Source organism: Acinetobacter johnsonii CIP 64.6 (assembly GCF_000368045.1).
Classification (GTDB): Bacteria; Pseudomonadota; Gammaproteobacteria; order Pseudomonadales; family Moraxellaceae; genus Acinetobacter; species Acinetobacter johnsonii.
In genome coordinates, this window is record NZ_KB849234.1 from 301,944 (window position 1) to 315,934 (window position 13,991).

Genomic DNA, 13,991 nt, shown 5'->3' on the forward strand with positions numbered 1-13,991 from the left:
GACTTAGTCCTCAAGGCTTTGCTGATGCAAAAATATCGGATGATATAGTTCATAAGAAAACTGCTCGCAGGCATGGGCAAGTAATGCTTTGGCATCCTGCTCTTGTAAAATAAACTGCCAGTCGCGGTGTGCTTTATTGGCTTCATTTTCAGTCATTGAAAAACCACTAAAGCGACCATCTTCTTCCCACACTTTATAAATGGCGTCCATATCGGCAATCACCATCTGTCCCTGATCATTCAGTTGCCATTCATGGGTTTTATCTTTCTCTGCAATTTTCAGTAACAAGGCCGCAGGTAAAACCAAAGGCTGAGTCTGTGCATACTCCCATGCTTTCAACCAAGGTTTAAGCCATTCACGCGCCTGATTTGAACTCACGCCAGTACATAAAATGGTTCGGTCACTAAACACCACGATGCGTTGATATTGCTGTCCGCCCTCTCCCAAATTGACATAAGCCAGCCACAGTAAATACTCTAACCAAACTTTGGCACGGCGCTTTGCTCTGGCACTAGACGCTTCTACACTGACCCATTTTTCAGCACTGTATTTGGCTAGGGTGACATTGATTTGCAAATGTCCATTCACCTTCCAGACTTGTTGGGTCGTGGCTGTAGCCTCGCGTGCATAGCGTTGTAAACGTGTCAGCAAGCGCTGCTGCTCAAGCACGCTCATTTGCCAGACCCCATCTTGGACTTTACCAATCGGCAGTTGATCCATCAGAAGGTTGGCGTCTGCTTCTGCCTCATGTTGTTGTAAAAAATGACGGATGGCATAACGTCCTAACCCATCGAGGAGTAAAGGTTCTTGCGTTGCAGGAATCTCTTCTGGTTTTAAGTTTTCCACCCCTAAAGTCTTGAGATACAGTCTTGCAGGGAAAGTAATGTCCTGAATCCACTGCTGACTGTCAAGAACTTGAATATCTTGCTCTAATTTTGGATAAGGCGTGTTGACCCAACTGCTGCGTTGTCCTGATGCATGTTGCAATTGTTTCGCAACTTGAAACCATTGGTCTTGAAAACGAATACTGTGCTCAGACTCAAAACCACGCGGATCAAAAGGCAATAAAGGATGAACATGATACAGCGATGCCAACTGTGCAGGGACAGTCACACCATGCTGATCAACCGTTGCATTGACACTCTTGCTTTGTGTGTCAGGTTGAACAATAAAGTCCATATGCTGAATCAGTTCTTGCAATACCGTAGACGGATCACGGACTTCACCATCGTTGATATCAAAGCCATTATAAAATAACCATAAGTTCTCTTGTGCCAACAACAACGCATCTAGAAAAGCCCCTTGATCATCTTCCAAACGGGAACGATCCCCCAGTTGTGGCTTCAGCAAGTCCATCAGGTCAAAAGGCAAATGCGCACTGCGGTTGGGAAACTTGCCACTGTCCAAGCCCAACATCACGATCAGCTTATACGGCACAGGTCGAATCTGACCAATTTGACTAAACGTGATCTGCCCCGTGGGTTCTGCATAGTCCAATTGCGCTTCTAAAGTCTTTTGGATTTCTTCTAATACATAAGGCAAAGGTAGACTTAAACTGCGCAGTGCATGATGGTCGTGTTCGTCATAAAAACTCGCCAAGGTCAGCATACGTTCTTGTTTTTTGACCATCTTATACACTGCGGCCAAAGACTCGACACCTGCGGCTTCAAACTCGCGAATATCTTCCATCAAACGATTCAGCCAAGTTTCCGCCGTCGTCCGCTGTCCGATTTCATGCGCGATCATCCACTCCGAGCGGTGTTTAAAATCCTGATAAATTTCAATCAAAACACCAATCAACTCAAAATCACTCGACTGTACTTGGGCATAGCTCAAGGTCTCATGAAACAGCACATGCTCTGGTACAGCGACGCCTAAAGCCAAACGATCTAAGGCAAACTTCAGACTATAACGATAGTCTTCATCCCCTTCAGCCAGACTGCTTTTTAAATGCTCGGCATCCAATCCACGTTTAAAGCCTGCGTTGATCAACAGCTCCTTCATCCGTTCGATCATATTCATGTCTAAGCCATAACGTTGCTGCGTTGCATTTAAACTGAGCCAATCGGCAAAGTCCTCAATACTGAAACGCCCCCGTACCAAGACCATCCGTCCCAACACAGCACGCCATGCATTTAAGGCATCGAGCTGAGTCACGCCAGCTAGCTTAATCGGCAAATAAATACTGTCTTTACTCAGTTGATGACCCTTTTGCAAAGCCTCACGCTCATGGGGGGGAGGCGCAAAAACACTGCGAATAAAAGGTTCTAGCTCAGTCAAACTGGGCGTCAACACCAAAATATCGCTTGGACGTCGCGGTGCATCAGCCGTGCCCTGAGCCAACCAATGCGTCAGTTGATCTTTGAGGACTTCAAGCTGTCTGAGGCTGGAGTGACAGACATGAATCTGTATTGAACCATCTTGTTCAGCCAAAGCATACTGATGCTGCATAGGTTCTACCAAATACAGGACATCAGACTGAATTTTACCAAGTAACGTTTCTGGATATTCATCGACAAAGATATCGGCCCACACCCCGTCTTCACCTGAAGAAAGGCTGGAAAGTAAAGAGAAATGGTCGCGCGCTTGTTTACCAAATCGGGTCAGTAAAGGATGGCGAGACTCTCGAGTTTCTGCATTAAAATTGAGGGTAAACTCATCAAAAAACTGCTGAATCTCTGCATCATTGGCATTTGGATTTTTTTCAATAAAACGCTGCTTCACTCGTGCGTCATAACGCGCTTTCCAGTTGGGATCGACACTGTCCGCCCAGTACTCTTGTGATGGGTTATAGTGAAAAATAAAGATATCGAGATATTGCCCCAATCGATGTAAAAACTCCAATTGCTTTGGCGGTAAATCTAAAACAGTAAACACCACCAACTGCGCAGGCAACTTTTTAAGCGCAGCATCTCGGGTCTCGGCTTGATCGAGTAAGTCCCAAAATGCAGTATCAATACGCTGAATTTGTTCAAAGTCGGCATGAAATACCACTTGCCAGAGCCAACGCTGCCATGCTTCCAATTCATGCGCTTGATTAAGCTGAAAAGTACTGAGTTCTTGATGGGTTTTAAAGAACATCTGCTCCAAATCGAGCGGCTGGTTTTTGCCCCACGCTTGTAACCAATTGGTCTGGCAACGGCAACTTTGCGGTGGACAACCTTTGGTGCAATGTCCACGATAATCCATATAAAAACTAAATAACCGTGAAACCTGCTCCGCGACCCAATACAACATGCTTTGCTTTTTGAGCTGTTTATCGATGCCTTGTTGCAAACGGTCAGCGCTGGCATAGATCCGCTGAATAATCGGATACAACGGATGGGCAACCTCTAAAGGATTCAGCTCAGCTTGTATAAATTCTTTTAAGGCTTGGAAGACGCGCCATTTAATAATCAATCGCGGAATATTGGCTTTACGGACTTCATCTTTTTGATCGACCAAAACCCACTGATAAGCCGACCATTGAAAACCACGAATACGATGATGAAACTGCGTGTTGGCACTGATGCCCTGCTGCTCCGCCAACTTTTGTGTTAGCCAGGCCTCAACCGCAGGTGAAGGTACAATAAAGTGCTGTGCTTGCAACACTTGAAAGGCATTTTTGGCTGGTTTAAAGACGGTTTTTTGCATGGCCTGCAACAGAACATCAATACGCTGACTTTGTATTACGTGTATCGCCATGTTTCCTCTCAAATAACCATCTTATGAAAAATCTACAAAAGTACACAGATTATTGACTATACTTCTAGTTCTGTCTATGTCACTTTGATGACATATTTCTATTTAAAATTTGCTTTAAAATACGCACTTTAAGCAAAACTAGAATCAATGTGAATCAGGATATTTTAGGATTTAGAAAATGAAATTAGAGCACATTCCAGAAAAAATTGATCCCTCTTTAAATTTAGAACAAATCCGCGAAGAATGTTTGGACTTAGTCAAAAAGCGCGCCTATTTTTCCGCAGGTGCAGCGGTTATTCCAGTCCCTTTCCTTGATGTGGTGATTGATGTGGGCATATTGTCGCAGTTGATTCCCGAAATTAACGCCCGCTTTGGCCTAACCCCTGAGCAAGTCAGTGTTTACGACCCAGAAACCAAGCAAATACATTGGTCAGAACTGCGTAAACGTGGCGTGGAGTTCTCTGGACTGGTGGTGGCACGTACAGCCGTGAAGAAATCCCTCAATAACATGGCAGCCAAATACATCACCAAACAAGTCACTAAATTCATTCCTCTTGGTGGACAGATGATTGCGGCTAGCTTGGGTTATGTCGTGATGAAAAAAATTGCGGAAACTCATGTGGAAGAGTCGTATAAGCTCGCCAAAGGCATTCAACTGAAACAAGCCGCCGAACAAGGTGTTCCTGTTGCAGCGCCAGTGACCCAAATTCCCTTAAGTTAAAGAACTAAATCCACCTCTATAAAAAACGGTCAAATGACCGTTTTTTATGCTTTTTAATCTGTGTCGCGATCCGCTTTGAGCTGTTTTAAAATTGCCCTTAAGACTTCAATTCGGGCCTGTTGTTTATCATTGGTGGAAATAATATACCAAGGCGCATAACCTGTATCGGTATGTGCAAACATATCCGCGGCTGCCTTTAAATAGTCATCCCATTTGTCGCGATTGCGCCAATCTTCTTCGGTAATTTTAAAACGTTTATGCGGAGTACTTTCGCGGGCTTTAAACCGCGCTGCTTGTTCATCTTTATCAATCGCCAGCCAAAACTTAATCAGCACGGTTTGGCTGTTGCTGAGGTTTTTTTCAAAACGATTGATTTCCGCATAAGCGCGTTGCCACTCTACCTCGGTTGCGAAGCCTTCTATCCTCTCTACCAAAACGCGTCCATACCACGTCCGATCAAAAATAGTGATGTCATCCGACTGCAATTTGCTCCAAAAACGCCACAGATAAGGACGGCGTAACTCATATTTTTCAGGTGCTGCAATGGTATGAATTTCATATTCTCGCGGGTCGAGCTTTTTCACAATACGCTTAATCGCCCCCCCTTTACCCGCAGCATCCATACCTTCAAAAGCGATCACCACTTTACGGTCATCACAGCGCATGGCATCGGCCACTTGTTTGGTGAGTTTTTTCAATTCTGATTTATAGTTCGCATCCTCAGCTTGAGGGACTTCAAACTGAGTCAGAATATCTGGTATTGGTGCTTGCTGCCATTTTAGCGCGGCCTTTTTTTCATGCTCTGGACAGTGACGCAGCGCCGTTAAAATCGCTTGTGCAAAATTGTGATTACGCAAATCTTCATCTTCACCATCAATGATTTGCCAGTCGTCAGTGAAGCGCGTACGTAGTTTTTGCAAAGTGTCGTATTGTTTTTTATTACGCCAGTCTAGCCCATGCAACTTATGCCAATGCACTTCGCTCGGGTCCATCTCATCCAGACGCTTTTGCAAAGACTTCCACGACAAATCAAACCAGACTTTTAAGACATCTACATTGTTATTTTTTAAGTCCTGCTCAAAAGCCCGCATATTGCTGATGTATTCATCAAACAAGGTGTCGTCTAAAGGCTTTGAAGCATGCATGGCCGTAGCCAACAAGTCCCCATACCAGTTACCAAACCACACCATAATTTGCCCTTCGGCAGGTACAAATCGGGTATACGGTTGCCAAAAAGGCTGTTTTAGATTAAACAAGTGCGGTGGATCGGCTTTGACATATAAAAAACGAGGATCGACCCATTCGCGCAGCTGTTTCACCGCTTCGCCTTTACCCGCAAGTTCAATTCCACTGACCAAAATCACCAAACTTTTTGCATTGCTCTGATCACGGGTATTCATCAACGCATATTGCGCTTCAATTAAGTCCAGTGAAAGCTGTTCTTCGTTCAGCACTGCACTGGCGATCGTTTCTGTATCCATTGCCCCTCCTTTTTTCTATTTAATCAAATCACTAGATCCTAAAAAATGATGATCTAGATGATTTTCACACGCGTCTTTTGACTACTTCTACATCAAACTGACCACAAATAAATAGTTTTTTTGTCACTTTGTCATAGCGAGTTCCGTCATCACGCACTAAGATTTAGCTATCTTTAAATAGAACTGAGACAGCAAATGTCCAAACTCGCCGCCCTCGATGAGCTTTTAGAACAGTATTACCAATTGCATTATCATCAAGATTCGGTGCTCTTCCAACGTTTACAAGATGTGCAAGTCTGGCAAAAACAACGGATGCAGCGCACACATAACAAGGCTTTTGCAGAAAAACAAAACCTCTTGATGGCCGAGTATTTTATTAACCGTTTATATGGCGGCCCAGATTTTGACGCTTTGGCAGGACAAATTGCGCGCTTGAACAAATATGCGCATAAAGCGGAGAAATTAATTCCTGAAAATGCCATTAAAACAGGTACCTCTGGGGTTGAGTTGGCGATTTTGGCGGTGCGACTAGATGAACAAGTGGCAATGCAATTACTGAAAGATCACCATCCCTATGAAGCCTTAACCGATGATTTGATGCGCCAAGCCTACTTAAAACTAGAACAAGGCGAAGAACGTTTGAAACAGCTATATTTACTCGATCAATTGGGTAAGAACCTCGATAAATACATGCGCTCTTTTATGGTCTATACCGCTTTTAAGATGTGTAAAGGGACTGCCAACAAATATAACTTCAATATCATGTATGAATTTATGCAGGATGGCTTTTTGGCCATGAAACCGCTAAAGTCGGCGGAGAAATTTGTGAAAGACTTTACTGCGGTGGAACGTCAAATTATTGACAAAGTCCATGCGGGGCATTTGTATCCTTTTCAGTAAACTTCAACAAATGACTTGATAAAAATAAGCCAACAGCAGCTTTGCTCTGCTGTTTTTCTGTATATTATTCAGCACAATTGCATGATGGTTACTGTACAACGTCCTAGAATCTGTCATCATGCATGCACTGCAACATTTACCCTATTGCTATGTTAGGAGTGACTCCCATGTCGAATGAAAATCAAACGCCTACCGCTACTCAAGAGTCGGCACAAAACACAGACAAAGTGAGTCCATTTTTAACTGAACCATTACCCCAAGGCACGGCGCAAGGTCAACAAAAATCATTACAACAACAGTTGACTGATACCCCAGTAACGGGTTCTGTACCCAAATACAATCTTCCTCGCGGTGCTAACACAGGTAATGTCGGAAGTACTACACACTTTGGTTACCAGACGGTGAGCAGTGATGACAAAGCCCAAAAAGTGGCTGAAGTTTTCCACTCGGTTGCCAGTAAATACGACATTATGAATGACTTGATGTCTTTTGGCATTCACCGTCTATGGAAACGCTTTGCGATCAATATGTCAGGGGTACGTCGTGGTCAACGCGTGCTAGATATTGCTGGCGGGACAGGCGACTTGGCTAAAGTGTTTAGTCGTGAAGTCGGCCCTACTGGTCATGTGGTACTTTCAGACATTAATGAATCGATGTTGAATGTGGGTCGAGATCGTTTAATCGATGCAGGCTGCACCAATGTTGACTTCGTATTAGCCAATGCTGAAACCCTCGATCCATTTGAAGACAACAGCTTTGACCTACTCACGATCTCGTTTGGTCTACGTAATGTGACCGATAAAGATGCAGCACTTGCAGCGATGTACCGCGTGCTTAAACCAGGTGGTCGCCTACTGGTATTAGAGTTCTCTAAACCTGTGTTTGAACCATTTTCAAAACTGTACGATCTATATTCGTTCACTGCACTGCCGATCATGGGCAAAATTATTGCCAATGACTCAGAAAGCTATAAATATTTAGCCGAGTCCATTCGTATGCACCCAGACCAACGCACGCTAAAAGGCATGATGGAAAATGCAGGCTTCCAAAACTGTGACTATCACAACCTGACAGGCGGTATCGTTGCTGTACACCGTGGTTTTAAACTTTAAAATTAAACGTTTAAGGGCAAATTATGTGGTCGATTCTGGCACTCGGTGCAGTTGAACGATTAATTCATCATGTGATTAATTTGGATACGATCACTCGCATCCAGCTCAATGAACTACAAGGCAAGATGTTACGTGTGGTGATCGCGTCCCCGCAACTGTCTGTCGATGTGTTCTTTGACCAAGCTAAAGTACGCTTAGAACCTACCGTTACAGGGCATAGTGAAACAGCGTCCATTTTCGAACAACGCCCTTTTGACCAAGCTCAATCTCACACCCCAGCAACCGCAACTTTAACGGTGGCCAATGTGGTTGAGCTGCTCAAGCTATTACTGGCGGATGATGTCGGCAATATCCCGCTCCAAGGCGATTATCACCTTCTGCAAGATATTCAACGGATTATGCAACACGCTGAGCCGGACTTGGCTGCGTATTTAAGCCCGTGGATTGGCCCAAGTTTGGCGCATGAATTGGCCAAAATTCAGCTGACACCAAAACACATCAAACAGGCCTTACAAAGTCATTTGTTTTTTGCTGAAGATGCCTTGAAAGAAGACAGTGGTCTATTTGCCCCGCGTTGGCAAATGGATGATCTGCATCAAGATACCCGCATTTTTAATCAAAACTTAGATCGTGCCGAAGCCAAAATTCAACAACTTCAAGCACAGATTGACACTCAAGACTCAACTCAAAACTAGGTATTTACATATATGATTCCGCACGTTTCACGTTTACTCGAACTTTGGCGCATTGCCGCGCACTATAGACTCGACACGTTGTTTCCTGCGGAAGAATTGCCTGAAAAAGCGCGCCATGCGCTGGGTGTAATTCGTATGCACCCTGCGGCATGGTCCAGTCGTGAACGAAAAAACCCACTGAAGCTCAAACAAGCTTTAGAGGAAATGGGACCACTGGCGATTAAAATGGGACAACTGCTGTCTACTCGTCGTGACCTAATTCCACCTGAAGTGTTACAACAACTGGTTTTACTCCAAGACCGTGTCAAACCCTTTGGTTCTGATGTGGCAAAAATGCGCATTCAAGACTCACTGAAAGCCGATGTAAACACGCTGTTTGCTCGCTTCGACGAACAACCCTTGGCAGCAGCCTCGATTGCTCAAGTACATACGGCCGCTTTACATGATGGTCGCGAAGTGGTGGTGAAAGTCACCCGTCCCGCTATTCGTAGTCAAATTTTACAAGACTTTGAAATTTTAGAATGGCTAGGTGATTTTCTAGAAAAACGCCTAGAAGCCGCGCGTGCACTGCACTTATCTGAAATTATTCAGGACTATCGTCAAGTCATTTTAAATGAACTGGATTTGACCTTAGAAGCCGACAATACCCGTCGTATGCGTCATTACTTTACAGGCTCAAGCATGATGTATGTGCCTGAAGTCTATATGGATAGCAAAGACGTGATGGTGGCCGAACGCATTACCGGCGTTCCCATTTCAGACATTGAAACCTTCGAAAAGCTGGGAATGGATCGTAAAGATCTGGCGGAAAAAGGCTTAACCATTTTCTTTACCCAAGTCTTCCGTGACAACTTTTTCCATGCCGACATGCATCCGGGCAATGTCTTCGTTGAAACCCTAAACCCAAGCCAACCCCGCTATATTGCACTAGACTGTGCCATTATGGGTGAGTTGTCGAAGCATGACCAAATGACCGTGGCACGTATGCTGCTTGCGGTCATGAACAGCGACTTTATGCAACTGATTCAAATCGTGCATCAAGCTGGTTGGATTCCACCGGGCACAGACCAAGATGCACTAGCACGTGAAATGCGTCGCACGGTCGGGCCAATGGTGTCCAAACCTATGCATGAATTGGACTTCGCGGGCATTTTGATTCAAGTGATGGATATTGCACGACGCTTCCATTTGGAAATTCCACCACAGCTGATGCTGCTGCTTAAAACCCTCGTGCATGTTGAGGGTTTAGGTACAGACCTTTACCCAGAGCTGGACATTTGGAGTTTGGCAAAGCCAATCCTGACCGATTGGATCAAAGCGCAAATGAATCCACAAAAGAACCTAAAAGAGCTGGGACAAAAAATTCCAGATTTACTTTTAGGGGCACAAGACTTCCCAACGCTGTTGGTCGATAGCTTAAATGGTCTCAAAAACCAATCAGCTTGGCATGCTAAACAGCTCAATGAACTACAAAGCATGCGCCTACAAATGGAGCATCAGCAAAAACGCAGTTGGATTTTTGGCAGTCTCATGGCCATTTTGCTGTCGATTGCGATTATCTCGCCTTGGTTTATTTCAGTGATTTTAATTGTCCTCACCAGCTTACTGGCGGTATGGCGCGTGTTTAAATAGACGCTTTCTGCTGTATTAAAAGCCTGAGTCTCTCAGGCTTTTTATGTTTAGGTTTTATGTAGGAAGTGACTTCCAAGTCATTCTTGGATCACTTTTGCCAATGCGCTCGCTCTCTCGCCAGTTAAAATGACAATACATATTGTCTATTTTGAATGATCACGATGACTCAAATCCTGCATAAACACCCTCCAGCTTTAAGCATTCGTGCAGGTAAATTAGCACGTCAACTCATTCAAAGCGAAGGCTTACAAGCTGAGCAGGTCGATATTGTACCCGGTGCCGCAGGTGGGCCCAAAGGGATCGGGATTCAAGGTTTAGACCAAGCTATTTTTGGTGAATTCTTTGCTCGTGCGCCGCAAAGACGGACTTTGATTGGTTCGTCCATTGGCAGTTGGCGCTTTGCCAGCATCTTAGCGCACGGTGCAAAAGCAGGTACCGAACGTTTAGGTGAACTCTATACCAATCTCTATTTTGACAAAAAAATGCAGCGTCAAGAAGTCAGTGATATTTGCCGTGGCATGCTGCTCGACTTGGTGCAAGGCAAAGAAGCGGAATTGGTCAATCATCCCGATTACCACCTCGCGGTACTGTCAATTAAGGCTCAACACATCTTCCAAAGTGACCAAGTTCTCCCGCTCTTGGCCTCTGTGGCAGGTATCATCGGCACAACCGCTGTTGCGCGAAAGCATAGTCGCCACTTTATGCAACGAGTGATTAGTCAGCCCAGCAATGGCAAACAATTTAAAGTAGAAGATGATTTCCTCACTCATTATCACAGCCTCACCGCTGCAAACGTTCTGCCTTGGTTGATTGCCTCAGCCTCTATTCCAGGCGTGATGGCCGCGATTCGCGATATTCCAGATGCGCCGCAAGGCAGTTATCGCGATGGTGGTCTGATTGATTATCACATCGATCTGCCTTTTGAGAGTCAAGGCATTGTGCTTTATCCCCACTTTACGGACAGCATTACGCCCGGTTGGTTTGATAAGCTGTTTAAACGTCGCGCCAATCCTGAAAATCAAGCCCGTACGCTGCTATTGTCCCCATCCCAAGACTATTTACAGAGCTTACCTTTAGGACGCCTGCCCGATCGTAAAGATTTCACACTCAAAGGGCTCGACCAAAAACAGCGCATTCAAATGTGGAACCAATGTATTTCTGAAAGTCAGCGCTTAGGCGATGAGTTCTTGGAAATGGTGGAAAAACAGCATTTTGCACAGGTCATACAAGATTTATAAACAAAATTTGCGCATGAATGTAATCTTGTTTAATCTGACCAAATAAAGAAAAATCGAGATTACATTTTTTCTATGCTAACAATAATTTCAAGTGAACAAGAAAAGTATGCTCAAATTATTGAATTACAAAATGAATCATGGGAAAAAAGTATTATTGCAAGCTCGTTAGAGGATTCCATTCAAATCAACATCGACCAATTAAAAAAACCTGATGATATTCGTCATGCATTCATTTTAGACAATGGTTAAATCATTTGATCTATGATTTCTAATCACTCCCCCCACTTCGCCATCATCGGTGCAGGAACAGCAGGGTTAGCCACTGCGATTTTACTGGCTCGACAAAATATTCAAGTCAGTATTTTAGAGAAAGCCTCAGAACTTGAACCTGTCGGAGCAGGACTGTTACTACAGCCCTCTGGTTTAGCTGTTTTTGAGCATTTAGGCCTTTTAGATGAAGTTTTAAGACTGGGTGCAAAAGTCACTGGGCTCAAAGGTCAATTACCGAATGGAAATTTACTGGTCAATAGTCATTATCAACAAGCGCATCCTGATTTTTATGGTGTAGGGATTCATCGAGCAACGTTATGTCATGTTTTAGAAAATAAATGCCGTGAATATCCAGAACTCATTACGTGGTATATGAATACCGACATTCAGAAATTAGAAGAAACATCCTATCAAGTTCGGGTTTTGGGTAGTAAAGATAGTGAATCATTTGATCAAGCTTTTGATGCTGTAATCATTGCCAATGGCGCACGCAGCCTTTTAAGACCGAAAGAATGGGTAAAGGTTGATCAAGCTTATCCTTGGGGAGCCAAATGGACAATTGTTCCCGAATATCTTGAATTAGATACAGAAATTTTACATCAGTTTCATGACCGCTCTAAAATCATGATGGGCATCTTACCAACCGGTACAGTGCCACATGAACCCAAGCAAAGACTGTCGAGTGTGTTTTGGAGTCTTCCAAGCCATCAGCTAAATAACTTTTTACACAATTCACAAGCACATTCAGACTGGTTAAACCAAGTGTCTAAGCGTTGGAAACCTGCTGCGGATTGGTTAGAGCAAGTCATTGCCCAGCCTGAACAAAAATCACAATGGTTGACTGCAAATTATCGTGATGTGGTGCTGTCTAAGTTTGGTGAGGGTCGTATCGGTGTCATGGGTGATGCAGCACATGCGATGAGTCCACAACTGGGGCAAGGTGCAAATATGGCCCTTCTAGATGCATGGGCTTTGGGGCAAGCGGTTCAAAGCGCAAGAAAAAATGAAAACATTGATTATATTCAACTCTGGCAAACTTACCATCAACACCGTCAAAGTTCGACGGCGTTCTATCAATTTTTAAGTCGTTTACTCACACCCCTTTACCAATCTGACCTATGGTGGGCAGGTGGTTTACGTGATTTTAGCTTTGCTTGGATGTATCGAATTCCCTATTTCCGTAAAGAAATGGCGGTGACGATTTCAGGTTTAAAATTAGGCACGTTTAGTCAAATGAACTATCGGGATATTGCAAAACAAAACAATCATTCTGTGTAGAATGCGATGACAATCATCGTCATCCGCTTTGGATGGGTGACTGATGGTTGAATTTCTAAAATATATCAATTAAGCCGCTGTGAGATAACTGTAGAAAGTTTCTCCTCTATTCTGTTTAAATCACGTAGACTATAGCGCGCTACGTTAACATCGTAACACTCTCAATATTTATTCGCTTGGTGAAATCTTATGAACAATTTACAATGGCTCGATGAAGTAAAATTTAACGAACAAGGTTTAGTCCCTGCCATTGCACAGCATCACCAAACGGGACGTGTCTTGATGGTTGCATGGATGAACCGTGAAGCTTTGGCTTTAACGGCTGAGAAAAACCAAGCCGTGTATTTCTCTCGTTCACGCAACAAGTTATGGCACAAAGGCGAAGAATCTGGGCATTTTCAAACCGTACATGAAATTCGTCTCGACTGCGATGCCGACGTAATCGTGCTGCAAATTGAACAGCACGGCGGAATTGCCTGTCATACAGGGCGTGAATCATGCTTCTACCGTAAACTCACGCCAAATGGCTGGGAAATTGTGGATGCACAACTCAAAGACCCGAACGCTATTTATGGTGGAAAATCAACCAACTCACATACATTGGCAATGAATGCCTCAACGGCGCAGTCTGAGCAAGTTGAAGTTTTGTCCTACCTCGGTCAAATGATGGCTGAGCGTAAAGCAGCGGATCCAGACTCGTCTTATGTTGCAAAGCTGTATCACAAAGGTCTCAACAAAATTTTAGAAAAAGTCGGTGAAGAAGCGGTTGAAACCATTATCGCAGCTAAAGATTTTAAATCTGAAGCCAATGAAGACCATAAAAATGATTTGATCTATGAAGTGGCAGATCTTTGGTTCCATACGATTGTGGTTTTAGGCTATTTCGACTTAGACCCTCAAGTGGTTCTCAATGAATTGGCACGTCGTCAAGGGCTTTCTGGTTTGCTTGAAAAAGCCAACCGCAGCCACTAAGTTTATTG

11 protein-coding genes are annotated in these 13,991 nt (G+C 44.0%); 9 read left to right on the plus strand and 2 right to left on the minus strand.

The annotated features are described in order from the left end of the window. Positions 1–3: 3 nt before the first annotated feature. Positions 4–3,684, minus strand: a complete 3,681-nt coding sequence (locus tag F986_RS04835; RefSeq protein WP_004692674.1) for an exodeoxyribonuclease V subunit gamma — start codon at positions 3,682–3,684, stop codon at positions 4–6. 178 nt (positions 3,685–3,862) lie between these two features. Here F986_RS04835 and F986_RS04840 point away from each other — a divergent pair, with 178 nt between their 5' ends. Then, complete coding sequence (locus tag F986_RS04840) at positions 3,863–4,405, plus strand: hypothetical protein (protein ID WP_004692676.1); 543 nt, start codon at positions 3,863–3,865, stop codon at positions 4,403–4,405. Between the two features lie 53 nt (positions 4,406–4,458). Here F986_RS04840 and pap read toward each other — a convergent pair whose 3' ends face one another. After that, entirely contained in the window at positions 4,459–5,886 is a 1,428-nt protein-coding gene (pap, locus tag F986_RS04845; RefSeq protein WP_004692677.1) for a polyphosphate:AMP phosphotransferase, read from the minus strand. Positions 5,887–6,081: 195 nt separating this feature from the next. Here pap and F986_RS04850 point away from each other — a divergent pair, with 195 nt between their 5' ends. The 8 genes from F986_RS04850 to hisIE all read left to right on the plus strand — a co-directional run bounded on the left by F986_RS04850 (position 6,082) and on the right by hisIE (position 13,983). Beyond that, the gene (locus F986_RS04850) at positions 6,082–6,786 is read left to right on the plus strand and encodes a DUF8198 family protein (RefSeq protein ID WP_004692678.1); all 705 of its coding nucleotides are present in this window, start codon (positions 6,082–6,084) and stop codon (positions 6,784–6,786) included. A gap of 167 nt (positions 6,787–6,953) precedes the next feature. Then, entirely contained in the window at positions 6,954–7,898 is a 945-nt protein-coding gene (gene ubiE, locus F986_RS04855) for a bifunctional demethylmenaquinone methyltransferase/2-methoxy-6-polyprenyl-1,4-benzoquinol methylase UbiE (protein WP_004692680.1), read from the plus strand. Between the two features lie 23 nt (positions 7,899–7,921). Next, on the plus strand, positions 7,922–8,593 hold the full coding sequence (locus tag F986_RS04860) for a ubiquinone biosynthesis accessory factor UbiJ (RefSeq protein WP_004692682.1): 672 nt from the start codon (positions 7,922–7,924) through the stop codon (positions 8,591–8,593). Between the two features lie 12 nt (positions 8,594–8,605). Beyond that, the gene (locus tag F986_RS04865) at positions 8,606–10,225 is read left to right on the plus strand and encodes an ABC1 kinase family protein (RefSeq protein WP_004692684.1); all 1,620 of its coding nucleotides are present in this window, start codon (positions 8,606–8,608) and stop codon (positions 10,223–10,225) included. Between the two features lie 161 nt (positions 10,226–10,386). Further along, positions 10,387–11,463: a patatin-like phospholipase family protein gene (locus F986_RS04870; protein ID WP_004692685.1), complete on the plus strand. Its 1,077-nt coding sequence runs from the start codon at positions 10,387–10,389 to the stop codon at positions 11,461–11,463. Between the two features lie 72 nt (positions 11,464–11,535). After that, on the plus strand, positions 11,536–11,712 hold the full coding sequence (locus F986_RS18350; protein WP_004692686.1) for a hypothetical protein: 177 nt from the start codon (positions 11,536–11,538) through the stop codon (positions 11,710–11,712). 12 nt (positions 11,713–11,724) lie between these two features. Continuing rightward, positions 11,725–13,011, plus strand: coding sequence for an FAD-dependent oxidoreductase (locus F986_RS04875; protein WP_004692688.1), 1,287 nt, complete (start codon positions 11,725–11,727; stop codon positions 13,009–13,011). Positions 13,012–13,200: 189 nt separating this feature from the next. Continuing rightward, a complete protein-coding gene (hisIE, locus tag F986_RS04880; RefSeq protein ID WP_004692689.1) occupies positions 13,201–13,983 on the plus strand; it encodes a bifunctional phosphoribosyl-AMP cyclohydrolase/phosphoribosyl-ATP diphosphatase HisIE in 783 nt (260 codons plus the stop codon). The last annotated feature ends 8 nt before the right edge of the window (positions 13,984–13,991 follow it).

Excerpts from the sequence above, each read along its gene's own strand:
- F986_RS18350 (WP_004692686.1), top strand. The coding sequence starts at position 11,536 with ATGCTAACAATAATTTCAAGTGAACAAGAAAAGTATGCTCAAATTATT.
- F986_RS04860 (WP_004692682.1), top strand. The coding sequence starts at position 7,922 with ATGTGGTCGATTCTGGCACTCGGTGCAGTTGAACGATTAATTCATCAT.
- F986_RS04850 (WP_004692678.1), top strand. The coding sequence starts at position 6,082 with ATGTCCAAACTCGCCGCCCTCGATGAGCTTTTAGAACAGTATTACCAA.
- pap (WP_004692677.1), bottom strand. The coding sequence starts at position 5,886 with ATGGATACAGAAACGATCGCCAGTGCAGTGCTGAACGAAGAACAGCTT.
- F986_RS04835 (WP_004692674.1), bottom strand. The coding sequence starts at position 3,684 with ATGGCGATACACGTAATACAAAGTCAGCGTATTGATGTTCTGTTGCAG.
- F986_RS04865 (WP_004692684.1), top strand. The coding sequence starts at position 8,606 with ATGATTCCGCACGTTTCACGTTTACTCGAACTTTGGCGCATTGCCGCG.
- hisIE (WP_004692689.1), top strand. The coding sequence starts at position 13,201 with ATGAACAATTTACAATGGCTCGATGAAGTAAAATTTAACGAACAAGGT.
- ubiE (WP_004692680.1), top strand. The coding sequence starts at position 6,954 with ATGTCGAATGAAAATCAAACGCCTACCGCTACTCAAGAGTCGGCACAA.
- F986_RS04875 (WP_004692688.1), top strand. The coding sequence starts at position 11,725 with ATGATTTCTAATCACTCCCCCCACTTCGCCATCATCGGTGCAGGAACA.
- F986_RS04870 (WP_004692685.1), top strand. The coding sequence starts at position 10,387 with ATGACTCAAATCCTGCATAAACACCCTCCAGCTTTAAGCATTCGTGCA.
- F986_RS04840 (WP_004692676.1), top strand. The coding sequence starts at position 3,863 with ATGAAATTAGAGCACATTCCAGAAAAAATTGATCCCTCTTTAAATTTA.